We start from the raw sequence: 22,599 nt of genomic DNA, 5'->3' as shown, positions 1-22,599 counted from the left end.
GTTTCTGGGACAGCTATTTTCCTGCAATTCTGACAGCGGAAACGACGTTTCCTTAACCGAATCAATGTCTTATATCCAGCACATTCTAGATAAGGGATTTTAGATTCTTTCTGGAGGTCATATTTAGCCATCTGACCATGACAGCTGTGGCATTTAAGAGCTGGATAATCCAGTTTAGCGAAGACTTCTTTATGTGTTCCAGTGTCTACATAATCCAAGATAGTGATATTAGGGTCTTTAATTCCTAGTAAGTTTGTGATAAAATCAAATTGTTCCATATGAGTCTTACTAATGATGGTTTCGTCGCTTTTCATTATAGGTCATATGGGACTTTTTTTCTACACTAAAAAAGGCTCCATAATCTCTACAGTGGATTTACCCACTACAGAAATTATAGAGCCAAACTCTTTGGGAGATTTATAATTGAATAGTTTCTTTGGATAGTTGTTAATCCAGTTTTCAATAAATGCGACTTGTTGTTGAGTCGCATTTTTGCTTCCCTTAGGTAACCAACGCCGGATGAGTCTATTATGATTCTCATTAGTACCACGCTCCTAAGAAGAATACGGGTGGGCATAATAGATATGAGTAGGGTCAAAAACTTCCGCTAAACGACTGAACTTAGCCCCGTTATCAGCTGTGATAGAGTTCATTTGATAATCCTTGAGGATTGCTTTCAGAGCTTGATTGACTGAAAACGCGGACTTATCGGGAATGAGTCGAATGATTTGATAACGACTCTTTCTATCGGTTAGAGTCAACAGACACTCGTTTTTTGCCCGTGTTTGAATAACCGTATCAATTTCAAAATCCCGATATTCTCACGCTTATTAATGCTTTCTGGTCGTTCCTCAATAGACTTTCCAGCTGGCTTAAAATTGGGACTAGCATGCTTTTTCTTAGCTTTCTCTTGTCGAGGATAAAGCATATCAGCCTTGGTCAATCCTAAGTGTCCATGATGAATCCAGTAGTAAATGGTGGAGATGGGAATAGGTATCCCTTTTGACTTTACCATCATCTCGGGAGAGTATTTCTGTTCGATGTAGTGAGTTATCTTTTCTTTGAGTCCCTTGGTTAGGGAGACTTGTTTAACAGAACGTTTGCGATTGTTTTGATAGGCTTTTTGAGCAAAATCAGCTGAGTAGATCACTTCAAATTTTCCTTTACGCACTTGTTGTCTAACCTGACCACGTTTGACTTCGTTGTGAATGGTTTGAGGAGCTTTAGCTAATCTCCTAGCGATTTCACGATTTGAGAGCCCTTCTTGAAGCCAACGTTCAATCATTCTACGTTCAGTTAGTGTTAAATGTTTACTTTTTGGTGTATAATAGTTTTGCATCTTAGAGTCTTTCTAATTATTGTTGTGGTGATTACAATTATATCTCTCTGAGATGTTTTTTGATACCCTTAGGTGGCTAACTTCATTTTAGAACTTTCCATTTGATGAGTTTGGAAGAATTTCCAAGCTCTTTTTCAAATGTGCTCGAAATCAGCTTTAAAATTTGATAGAATAGTAGTGAGTTATTTTTTTGAAAATAGTTGAAACTAATATGATTATTTTCAATTTGATTAGATAGGTAGTTTTAAATGGAAAGTTATCGTAGAGAGTACGAGTTTTCGTTATCCTCAATCCTTAGCTTTGTGTGGCGTGGTGTTATTGTAGGATGTGTTTCCGGAAGCGTGGTCAGTCTTTTTCGACTCTTGATTGCTAAGATTTTCGCGCAAGTGGTCAAGTGTTATCAACTCTCGCATGAAAATCCAGCTTTACTAGGTTTGATTTTACTAGTGAGTGTGATTGTTGTCATTGCTATCGGATTTTTGGTTAAATCTGATCCAGATATTAAAGGCTCTGGGATTCCTCACGTCGAAGGAGAGTTGAAAGGCTTACTTCATCCTGATTGGTGGTCTGTTCTTTGGAAAAAATTTATTGGTGGTGTCCTAGCCATTTCAATGGGATTCATGCTAGGACGTGAAGGTCCAAGTATTCAACTTGGGGCAATGGCTGGAAAAGGTGTAGCGAAATCATTGAAAGCGCAGCGCATGGAGCAACGTGTCTTGATTGCTAGTGGTGCAGCAGCAGGTTTGTCAGCTGCCTTTAATGCTCCAATTGCAGGTCTTCTCTTTGTTCTTGAAGAAATCTATCATCATTTTTCACGTTTGGTTTGGATTTCAGCGCTTGTTGCAAGCTTGGTTGCCAACTTTATTTCGTTAAATATCTTTGGTTTGACGCCTGTGCTTGCCATGCCAAGTGATCTTGCCATTTTGCCTTTACATCATTATTGGATGCTTTTGCTTTTAGGGGCATTTTTAGGCATGATGGGTTATCTTTATGAAAAAGTAACCTTGAATGCGGATCTATTTTATGACTTCTTAGGCAAAATTTGTCATATTCCAAATTATTGTTATGGTATTTTTGCAGCTATCTTGATTCTGCCAATTGGTTATTTCTACCCACAATTATTAGGTGGTGGAAATGGCTTGATTACATCATTGTCAACTAGTCATTTGACTTTTGCAGTGATTTGCTTGTATTTTCTTATCCGCTTTGTTTGGAGTACGTTTAGTTATGCTAGTGGTTTACCGGGTGGGATTTTCCTTCCGATTTTGACTTTGGGGTCATTATTAGGTTTTGGTTTTGGTCTAGGCATGCACCAAATTGGCTTTATCAGCACATCTGTCCTTGTTAATTTTCTCGTTCTTGGTATGGCTGGTTATTTTGGGGCTATTTCAAAAGCTCCGCTGACTGCCATTATTTTGGTAACAGAAATGGTAGGAGATTTCCGACAATTAATGACTATTGCAGTCGTTACTTTGGTAGCTTACATTGTAATGGATCTTCTAAAAGGTGAGCCAATCTATGAAGCTATGTTTGCAAATTTATCCATTCCAAAAGACCGTGAAGTTATTGAACCAACGCTTATTGAGTTAACCGTGTCAGATAAAATCGCTGGCAAACGTGTTCGCGATTTGACTCTCCCTAAAAATGTTTTGATTACAACACAGATTCATCGCAAGAAATCTGAAGTGGTTTGCGGAAGCACTGTTTTAAATGCTGGTGATACAATTTTCTTGGTGGTTAATGAACCAGAAATTGGAAAAATTCGCAAATTATTGATGTGATTGTGTCAGTAAAATATTTTTGTATCCCCTTTCATTTTAAGGGGATTTTTGGTAAAATGGATACCAGTAAGAGGATTGTTACTGGTTAAGTAGGCAAAACCTAGTGTGCATAGAAAGCATTTGTGCGTCAAACACAGTGCCTTTTGTGTACGCTAGTTTTGCCTTTTCTTTCCGAATTTTTTTGAGGGAGTAGTAGATAATGAGGATAGAAAAAGTCTATAATAACAATGTTGTTTTGGCTAAGGGGGATGAGGGAGAAGAGATCATCGTCATGGGGAGAGGACTTGGTTTTCAAAAGAAATCAGGTGACGAGATTGATACTTCTTTAGTTGAAAAAACATTTGTTATGCAAGATAGCTCTGCTACCAATGAGTTAACGCGAGTTTATATTGATTTATCGCCAGCAGAGACAGAAGTTGTTCTTGATATTATCAAGCAGGGTCAAGAGATTTTAGAGACTAATTTTGATACAGCTTTTTATATTGCCCTTGCAGATCATTTGCATTACACACTTCAGCGAAGTCGTGAAAACATCATTGTGCAAAATCCTTTGTCTTGGGAGATTCGTAAATTTTTTCCAAAGGAGCATCAGCTGGGTCGTGATGCCCTTAAGATTGTTTTTGAAAAGCTAGGTGTTATTCTGCCTGATGAAGAGGTTTCATCAATTGCACTTCATTTTATCAATGCTCAGAAAGACTCTGGTTTGGTTAAGCAAAGCTATCAAATTTCAAAGATTGTGACAGATATTTTAGGGATTGTTCGTTTGTTTTATGGCGTCGTTTCTGATGAAGACTCTGTCAGCTATAATCGTTTTGTGACTCATATTCAGTATTTTGCGCAACGTGTCGTTAATGGTGTGGTGCAAGGTAAAAATGACAGCTTTTTGTATGAACAAGTGAAGCTAAATTACCCAGAAGCTTTTTCTTGCTCTGAAAAAATTAAGAATTATATCGAAAGCTCACACAGTCGTGATGAGCAAGTCTATATCACCATTCACATTCAACGACTGGAAACAAGTAGTAATTAATCATTAAGAATCTTCTCGGCTAAGGTCGGGAGGATTTTTTTAATAAAAATCTTGTGTGAATTTTTTTTGAAAACCTGTGAAAGGTGGTCAGCTTTCAGAGATAAATGAAAATGTCAAAAAGTGTAAAAAACACCATAAAAGCGCTCGCAAAAAATGTAAGCGCATGCTATACTAAGAACTGTTAAAAGGATTGTTACTGATAAGCAGGCAAAACCTAAATAAATACAAGATAGTTTTGGCGTTACCGCAGATATGGGCGCAGAAAATTGTTTAGTATTTATTTAGGTTTTTTCTGTTGTTAGGAAAGAACATTAAGAAAGGAGCCAGCATATGGCTAAAGATTATACTGAATTGGCACAAGATATTGTTGCTCACGTCGGTGGAAAAGACAATATCATCAAATTAGTTCACTGTGTGACTCGCTTACGTTTCACCTTAAAAGATGAAAGTAAAGCAGATGACGATTATCTCAAACAACGAGATGGTATTGTGACTGTTGTTAAGGCAGGTGGACAATACCAAGTGGTTATCGGAAACCATGTCCCAGATGTTTACGATACGGTTTTGAAAGTTGCCGGTATCCAAGGTGAAGGTGGTATTGATGTTAATGAAGGAGATGTTCCTCAAGGAAACCTCTTCGATCAATTCATCGCTTTGGTTTCTGGACTTTTCCAACCAATGCTAGGAGCTCTTTCTGCTGCAGGTATGATTAAAGGTTTGGTAGCTATTTTAGCAGCAGTAGGAGTGAAGGAAACAAGCGGTCTTTACATTATCTTAAATGCCGCTGGTGATGGCTTCTTCCAATTCTTGCCTGTTATCTTGGCATTAACAGCAGCTAAACGTTTCAAAATGGAACAATTCACTGCTTTAGCACTAAGCTTTGCTTTGGCTTATCCAAATATTGCAGCAAGTTTCGCAAATGGAAATGTTGATTTTTTAGGACTTCCAGTTATCTTCCCATCATCAAGCTACCTTCAAACAGTTCTTCCAATTATCTTGACAGTTTGGGTTGGTTCAAAAATTGAAAAATTCTTCAAGAAAATCATTCCTGATATGGTTAAAGTCTTCGTTGTACCATTCTTCGTTATCTTAATCACTGTTCCACTTGCTTATTTGGCAATTGGTCCTGTTATGAACTGGGCATCTAACCTTATCGGTGTTATCTTCACTAATATTTATGGCTTTAGTCCAATTGTCTTTGGTATTTTACTTGGTGCTTTGTGGCAAGTCCTTGTTATGTTTGGTCTTCACTGGGGTCTTATTCCAATTGCAATTTTGGACTTCTCTACAAAAGGTTGGAGTACATTGCTTGTTGCTTCAACAGCTATCTGTTTTGCTCAAGCAGGTGCCCTTCTCAACATCTTCCTTCGCACAAAAGAGGATAAAGTTAAACAATTGACTATTCCAGCTTTTATTTCAGCTCTTTTTGGGGTTACTGAACCAGCTATTTATGGTATTACACTTCCAATGCGCACACCATTTATCATGACATGTGTTGCTGGAGCTATTCAAGGGGCATTATTAGGTTTCTTTAACACAACTGCTTACACAATGGGTGGTATGGGACTATTTGCTATCCCATCATACTTCACCCCAAAACATGTTCCTGCAGGAGCAAACACAGATGTAAATAATGTTTGGTATTTCCTTATTGCCATTTTGATGTCATTTGTTCTTGGATTTGTATTGACTCAATTGAATAAAATTCCTTACCTTTACGGTGGACCAGATGTTAAACCTGTAAGTGGTGACAAAGCGGCAGAACCAATTGCTGAACTTAAAGAATTAAAACAAGAAATTATTGCAAGCCCAATGATTGGTCAAGTTGTTAAACTTGAAAATGTTCCAGACGAAGTATTTGCGTCTGGTGCTATAGGAAAAGGGATTGCTATTGATCCTGCTGACGGTACTATAGTTGCTCCAGCAGCTGGTGAAATTACCCTTGTCTTCCCAACTGGACATGCTATCGGTATGCGTACTGAAAATGGTGCTGAAATCTTGATTCACGTTGGTATGGATACAGTGTCACTTGCTGGTAAAGGCTTCAATACCTTTGTTCAAGTTGGTGATAAAGTTGACGCAGGTCAAAAATTACTTGAGTTTGATTTGGCAACGATTCGTGAGGCTAACCTTCCGGTTATCTCACCAGTGATTGTTACTAATTCGACAGAATTTGAAGATGTTCTCACAACACAAAATGCACGTGTTAACATTGGTGACTATCTTCTCACAACATTAGCTTAATAAAGAAAGGACGCTTGCAGCGTCCTTTTTAATGTGCTCAGACATAAGAAAAAGCTGAGATGAGTCAGCTTTTAATGAGATTTTCTAGCAGGGTTGATTAAGACACGACTTTCTTTTCGCTTACTGAATTGTTTGCGGTATTGACTTGGTGTTAATTCATAGTAACGTTTAAATTGTCGGTTGAAATTTGACAAGTTATTAAAACCAACAGCCGTAGCAATTTCAAGAACAGGATTTGAGGTGTTAATCAACATATCACAAGCCTTGTTCAGGCGAACTTGAATGATGAATTCCGTACAAGAGCTTCCAGTATGTTGTTTAAAGACCGCCATAAAGTGTGTTTTACTATATCCCATGAATTGAGAAAGGTAATCAATAGAGAGGTTCTTTTGATAATTGTTATTAATGAAGTCAATCAATTCACGAATCTGTTCATTTTTACGATAAGTATCATCAGTGTTCTTGCGAAGAACGTAACGATAATAAAAGAGCAAATAGAGAAATTCATTGAGTTTTGATTTGAGTAGCAGTTCAAAATGACGTCCTTCGTTTTTTGAAAGCTCAAAAATCGTGAAGAGGCACTCTTTGATTTCTTCATAACCTTCCATTCCCGGTTGAATACGTGGAACAAATTTATAAAGGCTAGTTTGCAAAGGTTGCGAGTAGCGAAGACTAACTTGATCAACGATGGAATATCCAATCATGTCTAAGTGAAAGCGAAAAGTATCAGTGACATGTTTCTGGTTTTCTAACGGGTGAATAGAGTGCATCCCATTTGGTCGTATGAGGATAATATCACCTGCTTGACTGTTAAAGTAATCGTAATCGATGTGAAAACGAGCAGAACCTTCGTAAATATAATTAATTTCAACTTCTGGATGCCAGTGGAAAAGTACGTCAGGACGGCCGTTTTCAACCACTGTACTGTAATAATCATAAGGTAGAGGGTGCTTGCTTTCATCTATTTTTATTTCGTGAGCTGGATCTGCTTGTTTCATATAATCCCCCTTCTAATCATAACATAGTATTAACTACTCTTTTATTATAGCAGAATAATCCGGGAAATGGAAGCGTATTCTAGAAAAGGTTTTTATAAAAATTTTCAAGACCATATCAGATAAAAGTATTATAAATGAGAAGAATAGAGTTAGAATCATTTTTGCTAGCTGACTATAATAGGAATATAAAATCACTTAGCGAGACCTCTTTTTTTGATCGTGCTAGCAAGTGGTTTTAGAGTGCATATGACACGTTTGTTTACAAATTCAGAAAAGCTCCGAATGGCAGATTAATTTCCTTTGTTAATCGCGGAGCTTATTTGAGTTGAGAAACTTTCATGAAACGACTGTTTCTTTTAGATATTTTATCTCAAAAGTAGTAGAATAAAAGGGTAAACATAATGTTAATTTAGTCATTCAAGGAGGAATTAATCATGGAAGAATTAAAAAAAGTTCTCTTAGCCGGTATTGGTTTGACGTCTATGACTTTGGAAAAAACTGATGCTTTTGTAAAAGAGTTAGTCGAAAAAGGACGCCTCACTGTTGACGAAGGAAAAGAATTGCACTCTGAACTAAAACGTCGAAGTGAAGACGAAGCACAAGCTTTTTTAGATCAATTAAATGTTAAAACAAAACCTGTTCAATATGCTACCAAAGAAGATGTTTCTCGTCTTGAAGACAAAATTGACGCGCTTTTGAAGAAGTCAAATATCTTAAATTAGAAATTATCGGTGGGTTATGTCAGGTAGACGCTTAAGAGAAATCATCGGTGCCTTTAGTTCAGTTGGGTTAACCTCTTTAACCGAAAAAGGAAAAGCAGCAGAAGATAAATCAACGCCTCGCAAGCTTCGCTTAGCGTTTGAAAAATTAGGACCAAGTTTTGTTAAAATTGGTCAGATCCTTTCGACAAGAAGTGATATTTTCCCAGAAGTTTATGTTAGAGAATTGAGCAAGTTACAGAGCAATGTACTTCCACTTCCAACGGAATTGGTCATGGAAGCCATTGAGGCTGAGCTTACTGGTCCTATTTCCGCGTATTTTTCTGAAATCAGACCTGAGCCACTTGCTAGTGGCTCAGTTGCTCAGACGCATCGAGCTCGTTTGCTAAATGGGAAAGATGTTATTATCAAAATTCAACGCCCAAATCTGCCAGAAATTATCGAGGAAGACTTGACACTTTTGATTCGCCTTTCAAGACGTATCCCGAAGGCATTTATTCCAATGGTAGAATTACCAGAGGTTTTGCAGCAAATCAAAGAAAGCTTGACATGTGAAATTAATTTTCGCAATGAAGCACAAGCAATGATTACCTTTGCTGAATTGAACCAATCAAGTAAATGTATTGCCAGTCCAGAGGTGTATGGTGAGTTTACGACGCCACGATTGATTGTTGAAGATTACGTCTCAGGGATTCCAATCAATCACTATGATGAGTTAATCAAGGCGGGTTATGACCTTGAAGATATCGGTCGAAAACTCATGCTTAGCTTCATTAAGCAAGTCTTTAAAGATGGATTTTTCCATGGAGACCCTCACCCAGGTAATCTTTTTATCTCAGACGATAAGATTTATTTTATTGATTTTGGGATTATGGGAAAACTTGATAATGGCATGCGCGTGGCCTTAAATGATATTCTTTATAGCTTTACAGCACAAGACATCGAAGGTATGATGAAAGGTATTTTGTCTATCACAAGCTTTGACACGACCATGAACAAGTCAGCGCTTGCCCAAGATGTGGAACGCATGCTGGCCAAATATTCTAGCCTAGATATTGGTGTCTTATCTATCACAGATTTGATTGAGGATTTGTTAAATATCTTTGTCAAAAACGGACTCAAAGCATCACCACAGATTACCATTTTAGAAAAAGCTGCTCTGCAAATTGAAGGCATTTTCCGTGAATTAGCTCCAGAAGTTGACCTCATGACCCTTGCTAAGAATTATTTCCTAGAAAATATGGGACCTGACATGCTTAAGCAAGCTTTGAACAAAGAAACCTTGCTTATCGAGCTATTTTATCAACTAAAAAATGGTAAGAATATCCCGCGTCGTCTCAATCAACTCTTGGAACAAGTCTTAAATGGACGCATTTTAGTTAACCATGATTTATACGATTACACCAACCGTATTAAGTTTTTTAATCGTGTGGTTAACCGCTTTGTTTTGAGTTTGCTCTTTTTTGCCGTATTGATAAGTGCTGTAATTTTGAGTTTTAATCAAAACTTAGAAATCCTATCAAATGGCCTTTTTGGCTTAGCTTTTGTGCTTTTTTTATGGGACTTAGTCCTCATTCTCAAAAAATAAAAATGAAACAAGATAGAAGGAATTTCCTAATGACTTAGGAAATTTTTTCTATTTTTATTTTTGTAACCGCTTACTATAATGACAGTGTATTAAACAAGGAGGATATGTAATGGCTAAGTTACCAGATAATTTTTTGTGGGGTGGTGCAGTTGCTGCTCACCAACTTGAAGGTTGATGGAAAGAAGGAGGAAAAGGACTCAGTGTTGCTGACGTGATGACAGCTGGTCGTCATGGTGTTCCTCGTGAAATCACTGACGGTGTGGTTGAAGGTAAATATTATCCAAACCACGAAGCGATTGATTTCTATCACCACTATAAAGAAGATATTGCTTTGTTTGCTGAAATGGGCTTCAAATGCTTCCGTACATCAATTGCATGGACACGTATTTTCCCAAATGGTGATGAATTAGAACCAAATGAAGCAGGTTTGCAATTCTATGATGATTTGTTTGACGAATGCTTGAAACACGGAATCGAACCTGTTGTTACTTTGTCTCACTTTGAATTGCCATATCATTTGGTTAAAGGTTTCACAAACCGTAAATTGGTTGATTTCTTTGTTCGTTTTGCTGAAACATGTTTCCGTCGTTACAAAGACAAAGTTAAATATTGGATGACTTTCAATGAAATCAATAACCAAGCAAACTACCAAGAAGATTTTGCACCATTTACAAACTCTGGTATTGTTTACAAAGAAGGCGATGACCGCGAAGCGATTATGTATCAAGCCGCTCACTATGAATTGGTAGCATCTGCGCGTGCGGTTAAAATTGGTCGTGAAATCAACCCTGATTTCCAAATTGGTTGTATGATTACCATGTGTCCAATTTACCCTGCAACATATAATCCAAAAGATATCCTAATGGCACAAAAAGCCATGGAAAAACGTTATTACTTCACTGATGTGCATGTTCATGGCTTCTACCCAAATCATATTCTTAAATACTGGGAACATAAAGGTATCAATGTCGATGTGACAGAAGAAGACTTGGCAGATTTGAAAGAGGGAACTGTTGATTACATCGGATTCTCTTACTACATGTCATTTGCAATCGATTCTCACCGTGAAAATAACCCACACTTTGACTACCTTGAAACAGAAGATTTGATTAAAAATAAATACGTCAAAGCGTCTGAATGGGGTTAGCAAATTGACCCAGAAGGTCTTCGCTATAGCTTGAACTGGTTTACTGATATGTACCACTTGCCACTTTTTATCGTGGAAAATGGTTTCGGTGCTATTGACCAAGTAGAAGAAGACGGCATGGTTAATGATGATTACCGCATTGATTACCTTGGTGCTCACATCAAAGAAATGATTAAAGCTGTCGACGAAAACGGTGTTGATTTGATGGGATACACTCCATGGGGGTGTATTGACCTTATCTCAGCAACTACAGGTGAAATGCGCAAACGTTGTGGCTTCATCTATGTTGATAAAGATGACGAAGGCAACGGTACTTACAAACGTACACCAAAATTGTCATTTGACTAGTATAAGAAAGTCATTGCTTCAAATGGTGAAGAAGTCTAAAGTTATTCATTAAGTTATTATTTTGAAACCTTTTTGGGGGTGTAATCTCTTACCCTACGAAGGTTTTTACATGGTTATAAGAAGAGAGTAGGTCTTTATGATTGGGTATATTGCGGCTTGTTTGACAACGTTTGGTTTTTTGCCACAAATGATCAAGGTTTTAAAAACCAAAGACGTTGAATCCATTTCACTTGGCATGTATGCCATGTCAGTCACTGGGATGGCATTGTGGTTAGCACATGGAATTTCTGTTTCAGATCCAGCTTTAATTGTTGCCAATACCATCTCAGTTGCCTTAGCAGGAATTATCCTTATTTGTAAAATAATTTATAAATAATTTTTAAAAGTCTTTGAAATGTTGTTATATCAATGTTTTGAAGGATTTTTTGCAAAAGATTTTCAGCGGATTCTTCCTATTTAATTTCTGAAAAGAATCCTTACAGAAAATAATTGACAGGGCTTTCAAAAAGGATTATAGTAATCGTATAATTTGAGTGTTCCGTTAGGAATAAGGAGGTGAGGGTTATTATGGTGACGATTTTAGCAATTATTTTTGGGTTTTTGTTAATCTTTGCGATTGTACGTGTTGTCCAAATCAAAATGGGCGTGACCAAACGCTTTGGTTACCATTACACCATTACCATGCATCATGGACTGAAGTTACCAGATTTTATAAAAAATGATAATCTTAGAGGAAAAATTAAGATTATTTCGGCAACAGACGACACTTGCAAGGTACAATCACAGATTAATGATACTGAGCTGAAAACAACCTTGATGAAAGATTATGGACTGGATTCAACTCAATTGTCTGTCGAGATTACTCAGTAAATCGTATGCAAGTTGTGAAGGTTTATTTTTAAGGTATGGCTAAAACTGTTTATAAAAAATGCGACTAACAATTTTATGTTAATATTTATGACATTTTTTTCTTTAAAAATAAATTGTTTTTTTGTTAGAATTGGCTTATAATACCAATGAAGTTTTAAAGAATACTTCAAAAAAACAGGTTAAAGGAGATTAATGATGTTGAAAGTTTTATTAATTATTTTGGTTATTGCACTTATTGTAGCTGGTATCTACAATGTTAGAAATCAACTATGGGTATCAAAAACATTTGGTTATGATTATGTAGTCGTCATGAAAGATGGTGCAAAACTAGCTGATTTAGCAAGCAATGCTAACCTTAAGGGAAAAGTTAGAGTTGTAGGTTCTTCAGATGATACTTGCAGTGTTCAATCACACCTCAACGATGTGGAATTGAAAAAGATTTTGATGGCAGATTATCACTTGTCAGACGAACAAGTTTATATCCGCCCAGCACAACTATCAGGTGCCGTTGGTATGATGTAGTTTAGGAGATGACGAATATGAGCATCAAATGGGTTATTATTATCGCATTTTTAGTTCTGATTGCTCTTGTTTACTTTTTGACTAGCAAATATCGAAAAGTCTATGATAATCAAGGTGAAAGGATGAGTGGTCCATATATTATCACCTTAAAAATGGTGATTTAGAAAATGCTTTAACGGCTACTAAACAAATGTTCCAGTCAAATTTGACAGGTCAGTTATCAGAAAATCCCGTTAGAAATTACCAATATCTTTTTGTTGCTTCTGTTACGCTCGCCACACGCTTTGCTATCCAAGGTGGACTGGATGAAGAAGTTGCTTTTAATACCAGTGACCTTTACATTCAAAAAGTTGATAAGATTGATAATGTGCCAGATATTTTTGAATTACAAGTTGAAATGTTTACGACTTTCACAAAACTTGTCGGGCAAAGTAAGCTTGATCAAGCTAAAGTTTTACCTATTTTACGCTGCATAGAATATATAGAGTTGCACTTACATGAAGTGATTCATTTATCTGATTTGCTAAGCATACTGGTTATTCAAGTAATTATATTTCAAAATTGTTTAAAGAACGAATGAATCAGTCTGTTAAATCTTATATTCAAACTCAAAAAATTTCAGTTGCAAAGAACATGTTGTTAGAATCTGATTATTCATTACTGGAAATATCAGAAACACTTGCTTTCAGTTCGCAGAGCTATTTCACAAAAATATTTAAAAAAGTGACTGGTGAAAAACCACTTGATTACCGTGCAAATCACCTCACTGATGCTATTCATTCGAAAGGAGTCATAGATGACCGAACTTGAAAAATTAGAGGCTGGTTTACCTTATTGTTTTACGGATCCAGATATTGAAAAAATTAAAAAAGAAGCTTTACGAAAATGTCAAGTTTTAAATGCTATCGATATTTTAGACGTAGAAAAAAGAACAGCGCAATAAAAGATTTATTTGGATCAGTTGGTGAGGATGTTTCGGTTTTTCCAAATTTTAATTGTGATAATGGAAAAAATATCCATGTTGGTGAGCATTTTTTGATGAATTATAATGGCATTATTTTAGATGTGGCAGAAGTTCGTATTGGTCAGCATGTCATGATTGGTCCAAATACTATGATTACTACGGTCAATCATCCACTAACCCCACAAGGCAGACTGACAATCTTAGTATTGCCAAGCCAGTAATTATTGGTAATGATGTTTGGATTGGTGGAAATGTTACGATTTTGCCAGGTGTAACTATTGGAAATAATGTTGTAGTGGCAGCAGGTGCTGTGGTTACAAAAAATGTTCCAGATAATTATGTAGTTGCAGGGGTCCCAGCGAAGCTTTTAAAAACAATTGAAGATGATGTGGAGAATTGATATGACTAAATTAAAAGGACAAGTTGCTATTATTACTGGCGCAAGTTCAGGAATTGGCCGCGCAACAGCTTACGCATTAGCATCTAAAGGTTGTCACTTAGTATTGACCGCTAGACGTGAAGAACGGCTAAAAGAAGTGAAAGAAAAATGTGAAGCAATGGGAAGTAAGGTTGTCTATTACGTTAGTGATGTTTGCCAAGAAAGGACAGCTATTCAAATAGTTTCATTAGCAATTGAAACCTTTGGAAGGATTGATATTTTAGTTAACAATGCAGGTATTGGTAAATTAATTCCTTTGGTTGAATCAACTAGTGATGACTATTACGAAATAATGGATACTAACGTTTTTTCATCATTTATTTTTTCAAAATATGCAGCTATCGAAATGCTGAAAAAACGTCAAGGTAAAATTATTTTCGTATCTTCTGTAACTGGTCATGTTGGTCATGAAGATGAAACAATTTATACGATGACAAAATTTGCTCAGCGCGGATTATCACAAGCGATTGATAAAGAATTACGCTCACAAAGAATTAAAACTTGTGTTGTTTGTCCAAGTGCTACAAAGACTGAATTTGAAGTTGGTTATGGAAGAACGAAAGAAAGTGTAGAAGCAGCACATTGGGAGACAGCAGATGATGTCGCTCAAGGAATTCTGTATGCTTGTAAGGCTGAGAATACAGTCTGGGAAATTCGTATGAGGTAATAATTAAAGTTTAACTATTGAAAAAAATAATGGGAGAGTACATAATGGAAAATTATCTTTTAAATGATGGAAACCTTATTCCAAAACTTGGTTTTGGAACTTGGCAATCTAAAAATGGAGAAGAGGCCTATCAAGCTGTAAAGACTGCGTTGAAAGTTGGTTACCGTCATATTGATACAGCAGCAATTTACGGAAACGAGGAAAGCGTTGGTCAGGCTATAAGAGATAGTGGCATTGATAGAAAAGAGATTTTTGTAACCACAAAACTTTGGAATAATGTTGGGAACTATCAAGAAGCTAGGGAAGCTATTGATACTTCATTAGAAAAGTTAGGCCTTGACTTTGTTGATTTGTACTTAATTCATTGGCCAAATCCGCTTGCTTTCAGGGAAAACTGGGAAGAAAGAAATCGTTCGATTTGGAAAGCAATGGAAGAGGCAGTAGCAGCAGGAAAAATTCGCAGCATAGGTGTCAGCAATTTCTTACCACATCACTTAGAAGCCCTTTTGAAAACAGCAAGGATTAAACCAAGCGTTAATCAAATTAGACTTTCACCGGGAATTTATCAAAAAGAAGTAGTTGATTTTTGCAATCAAAATGATATTTTAATTGAAGCTTGGAGTCCATTTGGTCAAGGGGATGTTTTTAATCACCCATTCTTAAAAGAATTGGCTGAAAAATATCAGACATCAGTTGCTAAGTTTGTTTTAACTTGGAGTCTTCAACAAGGATTTCTTCCATTACCAAAATCGGTAACTCCTAAAAGAATTGAGAGTAATTTTGATGCTTTTGGTGTGACTATTTCAGATGAAGATATGGATAAATTAACGAATTTAAAAATTGAGTCTAGTGCACCTAATCCTGATCAAGTGGATTTTTAAAATATTTATGGAAAGATGATTTTTAAACTAAATCATCTTTTTTCGTGTCATAGTATCATTTTTTCTGAATATACTCAAAGCTTTTTTCAGAAAGCTAGCGTATAATGGGGGACAAGGAGGGTGTTATGACAGTAAAAGTAATTGCAACTGATATGGACGGAACCTTTTTAACAGATAAAAAGACTTATGACAAGGTTTTATTTGATCGTTTGTTTGATCGTTTTATGGCAGAAGGCATCAAATTTGTGGTGGCAAGCGGTAACCAGTATCGTCAGATTATCCAACAATTTCCTAAACACAAACATTTAATGTCTTTTGTGGCTGAAAATGGCGGTCACATTATTGAAAATGGTCGAACTTTGCAGGAAGAATTTGAAACAGTAGAAGCTATCTCTGCTTTGGTTAATTATATCGAAAAACATTATCCAGATACGGTGATTAACTTGGCAGGAAAGGCATCGTCATACTTGCCAATGTCGACACCGAAAAAAATCAAGGATTTGCTTAGCTATTATTTGCCTGTTTTAAAATACGTTGATAATCTACATCCAATTCCTGAGGATGATTATTTTAAAGTCACTTTACTGGTTTGTGATGAATTGACCTTCCAAGTGAGAGATGAAATTAACACTTTATTTGCGGATTATCAACTAACGGCGACCTCTAGTGGTTTTGGTTGTATTGATGTCATTCCATCGCATGTGCATAAAGGAACTGGCCTTGATTTCTTGCTCAATCACTGGGGCTATGGTCCTGAAAATCTGATGGTTTTTGGTGACGGTGGCAATGATATTGAGATGTTAAAACTGGCTAAATATTCTTTTGCCATGGCAAATGCTCCGCAGGAAATTAAAAACGTAGCCAACTATCAAGCTCCGTCAAATCAAGAAAATGGTGTTTTGCAAGTTCTTGCTCGTAATTTCTTGAATGAGTCAGATTTGTGATAGAATAGTCAAAAAGGAGAAAAAATGACTGATTTTCAAGAACTATATCACAAAGCTGATGTGACAGAATTTCGTAAGCAAATCTTAGCTGACCAACAAGCACAGTTGTGGGAAAAATACGACGCTTTGAATCAACTGGTAAAACAGCCAAATGTTGTCTTTGCTGGAGATTCCATCACTGAGTACTTTCCCATTCATGAAATGCTGACGTCGGATTTATCGCTTTATAATCGCGGTGTTCATGGCATCAACAGTTTGCAGCTTTTAGAACATCTGAATACGCAGATTTTAGATTTGCTCCCAAGTAAAGTAGTTTTGCTCATTGGGGTTAATGATTTAAAGACCAGACAGCCAGAAGAAGTGCGTGAAATGATTGAGACTATCATAGCTACTATTCAACAAAAGTTGCCTGAAACTCAGATTATCTTGCTTTCTGTTTTTCCAATGAATGAGTCACCAAGATTTGTCCGCACACCAAGTCATCGTAATAATGATAGTATCAATCAATTAAATGATTTGTTGTCTAACTTGTCAGCAGATGGTGTAACATACCTTAATCTACATGATGCTTTGTGCGATGAAAGTGGTGAGTTGCCACTAAATCGTACGGTTGATGGCCTTCACCTTAATGTCGATGGTTATCGTGTGGTGTCTGAGATTTTGTCAGCGTATTTGTAGTGGGATAGTATCATTTTCCAAGATAATAATGCAAGATTGCGCTTTCAAATAACGGTATACTATTATTGTACTTAATTGAAAGAGGGAAAAGATATATGACAAAAGCATTTCCAAAAAACTTCCTTTGGGGCGGAGCAATTGCTGCTAACCAAGCCGAAGGTGCTTATAACGAAGATGGTCGAGGACTTGTTGCAACTGATGTGACAACTGGTGGGTCAGTAAATGCGCCACGTTACATGACTTATATCGACAAAGATGGTAACCCTGGTAAAGCGCCAGCTATGGGACATAATGGTAAGATTCCTGAAGGCGCTAAATATGCCGTGCTCGATACAGAGCATTATCCAAACCATGTGGCTGTTGATTTTTATCACCGTTACAAAGAAGACATCAAGTTGTTTGCTGAAATGGGCTACTCTGTTTTTCGTTTGTCAATTTCTTGGGCTCGTATTTTTCCAAATGGTGATGACAAAGAACCTAACCAAGCAGGGCTTGATTTCTACCGTTCAGTCTTTGAAGAATGCCGCAAATACAATATTGAACCTTTGGTTTCAATTTGGCATTTTGATACGCCATTAGCACTTGAAGAAAATTATGGCGGTTGGAAAAATCGTAAGCTGATTGATTTTTATGTCCGTTATTGTGAGGTTATTTTTAACGAATACAAAGACTTGGTTAAATACTGGTTGACTTTCAATGAAATCAATAATACAACCATGTTCCTTGATATGTTTGGCTCAAAAGCCAGTGATGCTGACTATCAAGAAGGTTATCAAATTCTTCACCATCAATTTGTAGCATCAGCTAAGGCTGTACAAATTGGGCATGCCATTAACCCTGATTTCATGGTTGGAAATATGATTTGTGGTATTACATTCTATCCCGGAACTTGTGATCCAGCAGATATCCTTGCTAATGAACACAAATGGCAATCAGGTATTTACTATTGTGGTGATGTCCAAGCTAAAGGAAAATACGGTACCTATGCCAAACGTCTCTGGAAAGAACACAATGTTGAATTGGATATTACAGAAGAAGACCTTGAAGATTTGAAACGTGGAACAGTTGATATGTATACTTTCTCATATTACATGTCTAACAACGTGACAACTCATACTGGTGGTGAGCAAGTTTCAGGTAACTTCTCAGCTGGTGCTAAGAATCCATACTTGACGTATTCTGATTGGGGTTGGGCGCATGACCCAGTGGGACTTCAATATTATCTTGAAAAAATCTATGACCGTTATGAAATCCCATTGATGGTTGTTGAAAATGGTCTTGGAGCCTTTGATACTGTTGAAGAAGATAGCTCAATTCACGATGATTATCGCATTGATTATCACCGTGCACATATTAATGCCATGGCAAATGCTATTGACAACGGTGTTGACCTTATTGGTTACACTACGTGGGGTTGTATCGATATCGTCTCAGCTGGTACAGGTGAAATGCGTAAACGCTACGGATTCATTTATGTAGATATGGATGATGAAGGCAATGGAACCCTAAATCGCACACCAAAAGACAGTTTCTACTGGTATAAAGAAGTTATTTCAACAAATGGCCAAAAAGCCATTGATGAAGCAAGTGAAGATTAAAACTGATAAATAAATTTCTCGCTCTTTTAGCGGGGATTTTTTGAAATAAACGGAAAATAAGAAAGCGCTTTTTGTAAGAAAGTGATAGAATAAACTTAAAGATTAAAAAGTTTATTGGAGATTATTATGAGAGTTAAAGGTCACGGAACAATAAAAAAATCAAAAGCTTAGGGTGTTATTGGAACACTTTTGTTATCAGGTGTCTTGCTGACGGCTATTGGAGCTGGTGGTGTTTGCGCTGATGAAGTGCAAGCAAGTACGAGCGCCACTGTTAATAGCGTGTTAGCTGATATCAATAGTGAAAATTATCAGGCTGATGCTGGTTTGTCTGAAGAAACTAGTGATTTGTCAGAAAATGATAAGGCAAATGAGCTTAATTCTGAGTCAGCATCTAGTTCAATTAATGATGAGCAAAGTACGACAACTACTGAGCAAACAGAAGTAAATGACGATAAAGAAGCAGCAGTTACTGACGACAGTAATTCCACTGGTGCTGAGTCCGAGCAGGTTGACAATTTTTCTGAAAATCAAACTGAGTCAATCGTTGATGCTAATGCTAACAGTCAGCTTACGGATGAATCACAAAACGTTAAGTCTGAAATTACTGCTAATGACAATCAAAAACTTGTTGCTGAACGCAGAGCAACAGGAAACGCTACAGACGAAGTAACCAGTGCGACCTTAACGAACAAAGGTTTTGATATTCAGTACAACCAGACCATTCCAGGAGGTGCTAAAATCATGTTTGCGGTTTGGTCTGAGGTCAATGGTCAAGATGACCTTATTTGGTACACAGCTGGTAGCAAAGGACACGTCGTAGCCAAATACACTGGTTCATACGGAAAATACAATATCCATACTTACCAAAATATCAATGGTCAAATGATTGGTTTAAATAGTCGTACCATTGATGTGCCAAAACCAAGTGCTAAGGTCACAATCACAAAGGTTGATGGCACAACTTATAAAGTGACTGCCAGTGATATCCCAGCTTACATCACTAGTATTCAACTACCAACATGGACAGAAAAAGGTAGACAAAATGATATTCAGTTGTATAGCACTACTAAGAACGCCGATGGCACCTTTACAAGAATCTTCAGTATTGCTGAACACAATCTAGAAGGTGGTAAATACAATGTTCATGTCTATGGAACGAATGCAGTTACGAATTCCCTAACTTGTCTAACAGGAACAAGCATAGAAGCTGATTACCATTTCAGTGATGTTCATGTTCAACCAACTTTGACAACAAATGGTTTTCAAATTAGCATGCCAAGTGATGTTAGCTCAGATATGACCGTTTACCATGTGGTTTGGTCAGCCAACAATGATCAAGATGACTTAATTTGGTACAAAGTTCCAACCAACGGTCAACTAACGGCTTAGTATACTGGCGATTATGGGACATATCTTATTCACACCTATACTGTTGTTAAGGGAAAAATGGTATGTATCAGTGCAACAAGTATTAACGTGACAAAACCAGAAGTAAGGGTTCAAATTGAAAAGTTAACAGACTATTCTGCAAAAGTAACGGTGACAGATGTTCCAGTTTATGTTCATGATATTCAATTACCAACTTGGACAAGTAAAAATGGTCAAGATGATATGAAATGGTATCATGCTACTAAGCAAGAAGATGGCTCTTATGTCTACACTTTCTACGCTAAAAATCATAAGTTTGAGTCTGGACATTACAATGTTCATGTTTATGGTACAAATGAAGTCACTCATTCCTTTACATGCCTTTCAGGCTCAGACGGTGTTGATTTAATTTTTAATGAGTCACTAACAAAACCAACAGTAGTTGTTCAAAATTACGATGCTTCAAAAGGTAGCTTAGAAGTTGTGATTGCAGAAACAGAGTCTTCAAAAGACATTTCTAGTGTTACAGTGGCTGCTTGGTCTGATTCTGCACAGAAAAATCTTCATTGGTATACAAGTTCAAACGTTTCAAACGGAAAAGTCATTATTACGGTTGACGAAAAATATCATCATAACATTTCTGCAGACTATATGGTCCATGTTTATGTTAAGACCAAAGATGGTGAAACTGTTGGTTATAACCTTGGTCAATATGCTTTTAATAACAAGGAAATAACCACTAGTGTTTCAACGACTTATAAAGGAACTGGTGTTTATGGTGTTAATATTTCTGGTGTTTACTCAAATGGTACTGTAAAATATGCCGTTTGGTCTGATGTGAATGATCAAGATGATATCAGATGGTATGATGCGACAACATCAGGGTCAAATGCCACAGGACTAATTAATATAGCTAATCTCTCTGGAACAGGAACTTATCACATTCATGTTTACCAATCTGATAACGGACAAATGTATTTCTTGACATCAACAGAATTTACAGTCAAACGTACGAACTTCAATACACCTTATTACAATCAGCGTGATGGACGCTGGGCAAATATTACTTTTGGAGGCTATAGAATGGCTTCAACAGCTTGTGCCCCAACTAGTGTAGCTATGCTTGTTTCTTCACTAACAGGAACGGAAATTTTGCTGACAACTGTCTGTGCTTATCTTTACAACAATACAGTCGAATTCAATCGTGGTGATGCTGGAACAACTGGACAAGGTGTCGTGATTGCAGCGCAACATTAGGGAATGACTGCAACGGTACTTCATAGCTCATCACAATTGTCAGCTGCACTGAAAGAAGGACATCATGTTCTGGCTGCTGTTCAACAAGATAAGTTCTCACCTTGGGGCTTTGGAACAAGTCACGAAATTGTTCTTAAAGGGTATTCAAATGGAAATACTTACGTTTATGACCCATATAATGCAGCAAACAACGGTTGGTATCCTATCGAATGGCTTTGGAGAGAACAAAGTACCCAATCAGGTGATATCAATGGTTTAGGCAATTCATTTGTTAAAGTGACAGATATTTAAAATGAAAAGGAAGTATTTATACTTCCTTTTTTACGTCGTACTTTTGCTAAAGTTTTTTGAAACTGCTATCATGGTATTAGAAAAAATTGAAATGGTGAAAAAGATGATAAAACTCATAGCAGTGGATATGGATGGAACTTTTTTAGATGAAAAAGGCCAGTTTGATGCCAAGCGTTTTGAGCAGCTATTGGATGAGCTGGATAAAAGAGGAATTCTATTTGTCGTGGCGACAGGCAATCAAATCTCTCGAATGAAGATTGTGTTTGGAAATTTGGCCAATCGTTTGGCTTATGTTGTTGGTAATGGTGGTCACTTACTTGTTAAGGATCAGACGATTTACCTCAAAAATCTAAACGCGCAGCAATTGCAACACTTTTTACAATACTATGAAAAACATTTTGACGACTATCATGTCGTGATCTCATCGCCCGAGCATTCTTACATGACAAAAGGAGCTTATAGCTGTCAGAATCTAGGCGATCCAGAGCGCTTGAAGTATTACAATGCCAGCTTTCCAAATGTGATTTTACTTGATAATATGCTTGAGTTGCCACATGAAAAGATTAATAAAAGCACCACGCAGCTCCCAATGGCTTTGTTTGAAAGTGTTATCCAGGATTTTAGAAAAGAATTTCCTGATTTAGTGCCAATGGCAAGCGGACTTGGGGCTATTGATGTGGTTTTGCCTGGTGTTGACAAAGCGCTAGGGATAAAAGAGCTGATGGCCTTAAAAGGCATTTCAGCTGATCAGGTCATGACATTTGGAGACGGTGATAACGATATCTCTATGTTACGCTTAGCGAAATATTCTTATGCCATGGAAAATGCTAGCAAGACAGTGAAAGCAGTTGCAAACTTTATAGCACCAACGAATGCTAAATCAGGTGTTTTTCAAATGATTGAACAATACCTAGAATCACATTAAAAAA

Annotated in this window: 22 protein-coding genes and 3 pseudogenes; 22 read left to right on the top strand and 3 right to left on the bottom strand. The window is 36.9% G+C overall.

Translation table 11 applies throughout. From position 1 onward, the window contains the following. Together STRINF_RS06500 and STRINF_RS06495 are read right to left on the bottom strand one after the other, a co-directional pair. The coding region (locus STRINF_RS06500) for a transposase family protein (protein ID WP_154825732.1) at window positions 1-278 on the bottom strand (278 nt) is incomplete at its 3' end. Between the two features lie 60 nt (window positions 279-338). Then, window positions 339-1,339: pseudogene (locus STRINF_RS06495) on the bottom strand (IS30 family transposase). 248 nt (window positions 1,340-1,587) lie between these two features. Here STRINF_RS06495 and STRINF_RS06490 point away from each other — a divergent pair. From STRINF_RS06490 to STRINF_RS06480, 3 genes are all read left to right on the top strand, one after another. Next, on the top strand, window positions 1,588-3,120 hold the full coding sequence (locus tag STRINF_RS06490; RefSeq protein ID WP_006532268.1) for a ClC family H(+)/Cl(-) exchange transporter: 1,533 nt from the start codon (window positions 1,588-1,590) through the stop codon (window positions 3,118-3,120). 199 nt (window positions 3,121-3,319) lie between these two features. After that, window positions 3,320-4,147 (top strand): BglG family transcription antiterminator LicT, encoded by an 828-nt coding sequence (gene licT, locus STRINF_RS06485; RefSeq protein WP_006532267.1) that lies wholly within the window; start codon window positions 3,320-3,322, stop codon window positions 4,145-4,147. 330 nt (window positions 4,148-4,477) lie between these two features. After that, on the top strand, window positions 4,478-6,391 hold the full coding sequence (locus STRINF_RS06480) for a beta-glucoside-specific PTS transporter subunit IIABC (RefSeq protein WP_006532266.1): 1,914 nt from the start codon (window positions 4,478-4,480) through the stop codon (window positions 6,389-6,391). A 71-nt stretch (window positions 6,392-6,462) separates the two neighbouring features. Here STRINF_RS06480 and STRINF_RS06475 read toward each other — a convergent pair whose 3' ends face one another. Next, window positions 6,463-7,389 (bottom strand): AraC family transcriptional regulator, encoded by a 927-nt coding sequence (locus STRINF_RS06475; protein WP_006532265.1) that lies wholly within the window; start codon window positions 7,387-7,389, stop codon window positions 6,463-6,465. Window positions 7,390-7,823: 434 nt separating this feature from the next. Here STRINF_RS06475 and STRINF_RS06470 point away from each other — a divergent pair, with 434 nt between their 5' ends. From STRINF_RS06470 to STRINF_RS06395, 19 genes and pseudogenes are all read left to right on the top strand, one after another. Next, window positions 7,824-8,111, top strand: a complete 288-nt coding sequence (locus STRINF_RS06470) for a phasin family protein (protein WP_006532264.1) — start codon at window positions 7,824-7,826, stop codon at window positions 8,109-8,111. A 16-nt stretch (window positions 8,112-8,127) separates the two neighbouring features. Next, window positions 8,128-9,696, top strand: coding sequence for an ABC1 kinase family protein (locus tag STRINF_RS06465; RefSeq protein ID WP_006532263.1), 1,569 nt, complete (start codon window positions 8,128-8,130; stop codon window positions 9,694-9,696). A 109-nt stretch (window positions 9,697-9,805) separates the two neighbouring features. Then, window positions 9,806-11,191, top strand: a pseudogene (locus tag STRINF_RS06460) (6-phospho-beta-glucosidase). Window positions 11,192-11,327: 136 nt separating this feature from the next. Then, the gene (locus tag STRINF_RS06455; RefSeq protein ID WP_006532260.1) at window positions 11,328-11,567 is read left to right on the top strand and encodes a SemiSWEET transporter; all 240 of its coding nucleotides are present in this window, start codon (window positions 11,328-11,330) and stop codon (window positions 11,565-11,567) included. A gap of 191 nt (window positions 11,568-11,758) precedes the next feature. Then, window positions 11,759-12,061, top strand: a complete 303-nt coding sequence (locus STRINF_RS06450) for a hypothetical protein (RefSeq protein ID WP_006532259.1) — start codon at window positions 11,759-11,761, stop codon at window positions 12,059-12,061. A 195-nt stretch (window positions 12,062-12,256) separates the two neighbouring features. Next, window positions 12,257-12,583, top strand: a complete 327-nt coding sequence (locus tag STRINF_RS06445) for a hypothetical protein (RefSeq protein WP_043878381.1) — start codon at window positions 12,257-12,259, stop codon at window positions 12,581-12,583. A gap of 17 nt (window positions 12,584-12,600) precedes the next feature. After that, entirely contained in the window at window positions 12,601-12,747 is a 147-nt protein-coding gene (locus STRINF_RS10345; protein ID WP_174221228.1) for a hypothetical protein, read from the top strand. A 26-nt stretch (window positions 12,748-12,773) separates the two neighbouring features. Beyond that, window positions 12,774-13,163, top strand: coding sequence for a hypothetical protein (locus tag STRINF_RS10605; RefSeq protein ID WP_006532256.1), 390 nt, complete (start codon window positions 12,774-12,776; stop codon window positions 13,161-13,163). After that, complete coding sequence (locus tag STRINF_RS10600; protein WP_231158969.1) at window positions 13,145-13,393, top strand: helix-turn-helix domain-containing protein; 249 nt, start codon at window positions 13,145-13,147, stop codon at window positions 13,391-13,393. Before STRINF_RS10605 ends, STRINF_RS10600 begins: the two co-directional genes overlap by 19 nt. Continuing rightward, a pseudogene (locus STRINF_RS09990) lies at window positions 13,380-13,947 on the top strand (sugar O-acetyltransferase). The gene STRINF_RS10600 and the pseudogene STRINF_RS09990 overlap by 14 nt, the downstream one beginning before the upstream one ends. 1 nt (window position 13,948) lies before the next feature. Beyond that, on the top strand, window positions 13,949-14,653 hold the full coding sequence (locus tag STRINF_RS06425; protein ID WP_043878380.1) for an SDR family oxidoreductase: 705 nt from the start codon (window positions 13,949-13,951) through the stop codon (window positions 14,651-14,653). 44 nt (window positions 14,654-14,697) lie between these two features. After that, entirely contained in the window at window positions 14,698-15,534 is an 837-nt protein-coding gene (locus STRINF_RS06420; protein WP_043878379.1) for an aldo/keto reductase, read from the top strand. Between the two features lie 125 nt (window positions 15,535-15,659). Continuing rightward, window positions 15,660-16,478, top strand: coding sequence for a Cof-type HAD-IIB family hydrolase (locus STRINF_RS06415; RefSeq protein ID WP_043878378.1), 819 nt, complete (start codon window positions 15,660-15,662; stop codon window positions 16,476-16,478). A 24-nt stretch (window positions 16,479-16,502) separates the two neighbouring features. After that, window positions 16,503-17,156 carry an SGNH/GDSL hydrolase family protein gene (locus STRINF_RS06410; RefSeq protein WP_006532248.1) on the top strand — a complete coding sequence of 218 codons (654 nt, stop codon included), beginning with the start codon at window positions 16,503-16,505 and terminating at the stop codon, window positions 17,154-17,156. Between the two features lie 95 nt (window positions 17,157-17,251). Further along, complete coding sequence (locus tag STRINF_RS06405) at window positions 17,252-18,754, top strand: glycoside hydrolase family 1 protein (protein WP_006532247.1); 1,503 nt, start codon at window positions 17,252-17,254, stop codon at window positions 18,752-18,754. 189 nt (window positions 18,755-18,943) lie between these two features. After that, the gene (locus tag STRINF_RS10595) at window positions 18,944-20,143 is read left to right on the top strand and encodes a GBS Bsp-like repeat-containing protein (RefSeq protein WP_223903570.1); all 1,200 of its coding nucleotides are present in this window, start codon (window positions 18,944-18,946) and stop codon (window positions 20,141-20,143) included. 57 nt (window positions 20,144-20,200) lie between these two features. Further along, on the top strand, window positions 20,201-21,379 hold the full coding sequence (locus STRINF_RS10590) for a GBS Bsp-like repeat-containing protein (protein WP_006532245.1): 1,179 nt from the start codon (window positions 20,201-20,203) through the stop codon (window positions 21,377-21,379). Window positions 21,380-21,382: 3 nt separating this feature from the next. Beyond that, window positions 21,383-21,670, top strand: coding sequence for a cysteine peptidase family C39 domain-containing protein (locus STRINF_RS10585; protein WP_006532244.1), 288 nt, complete (start codon window positions 21,383-21,385; stop codon window positions 21,668-21,670). 70 nt (window positions 21,671-21,740) lie between these two features. Beyond that, window positions 21,741-22,595, top strand: a complete 855-nt coding sequence (locus STRINF_RS06395; protein ID WP_223903569.1) for a Cof-type HAD-IIB family hydrolase — start codon at window positions 21,741-21,743, stop codon at window positions 22,593-22,595. Window positions 22,596-22,599 lie beyond the last annotated feature (4 nt).

Source organism: Streptococcus infantarius subsp. infantarius ATCC BAA-102, assembly GCF_000154985.1.
In the GTDB taxonomy this organism is placed as follows: Bacteria; Bacillota; Bacilli; order Lactobacillales; family Streptococcaceae; genus Streptococcus; species Streptococcus infantarius.
This window is presented reverse-complemented; position numbering and strand designations above follow the sequence as displayed.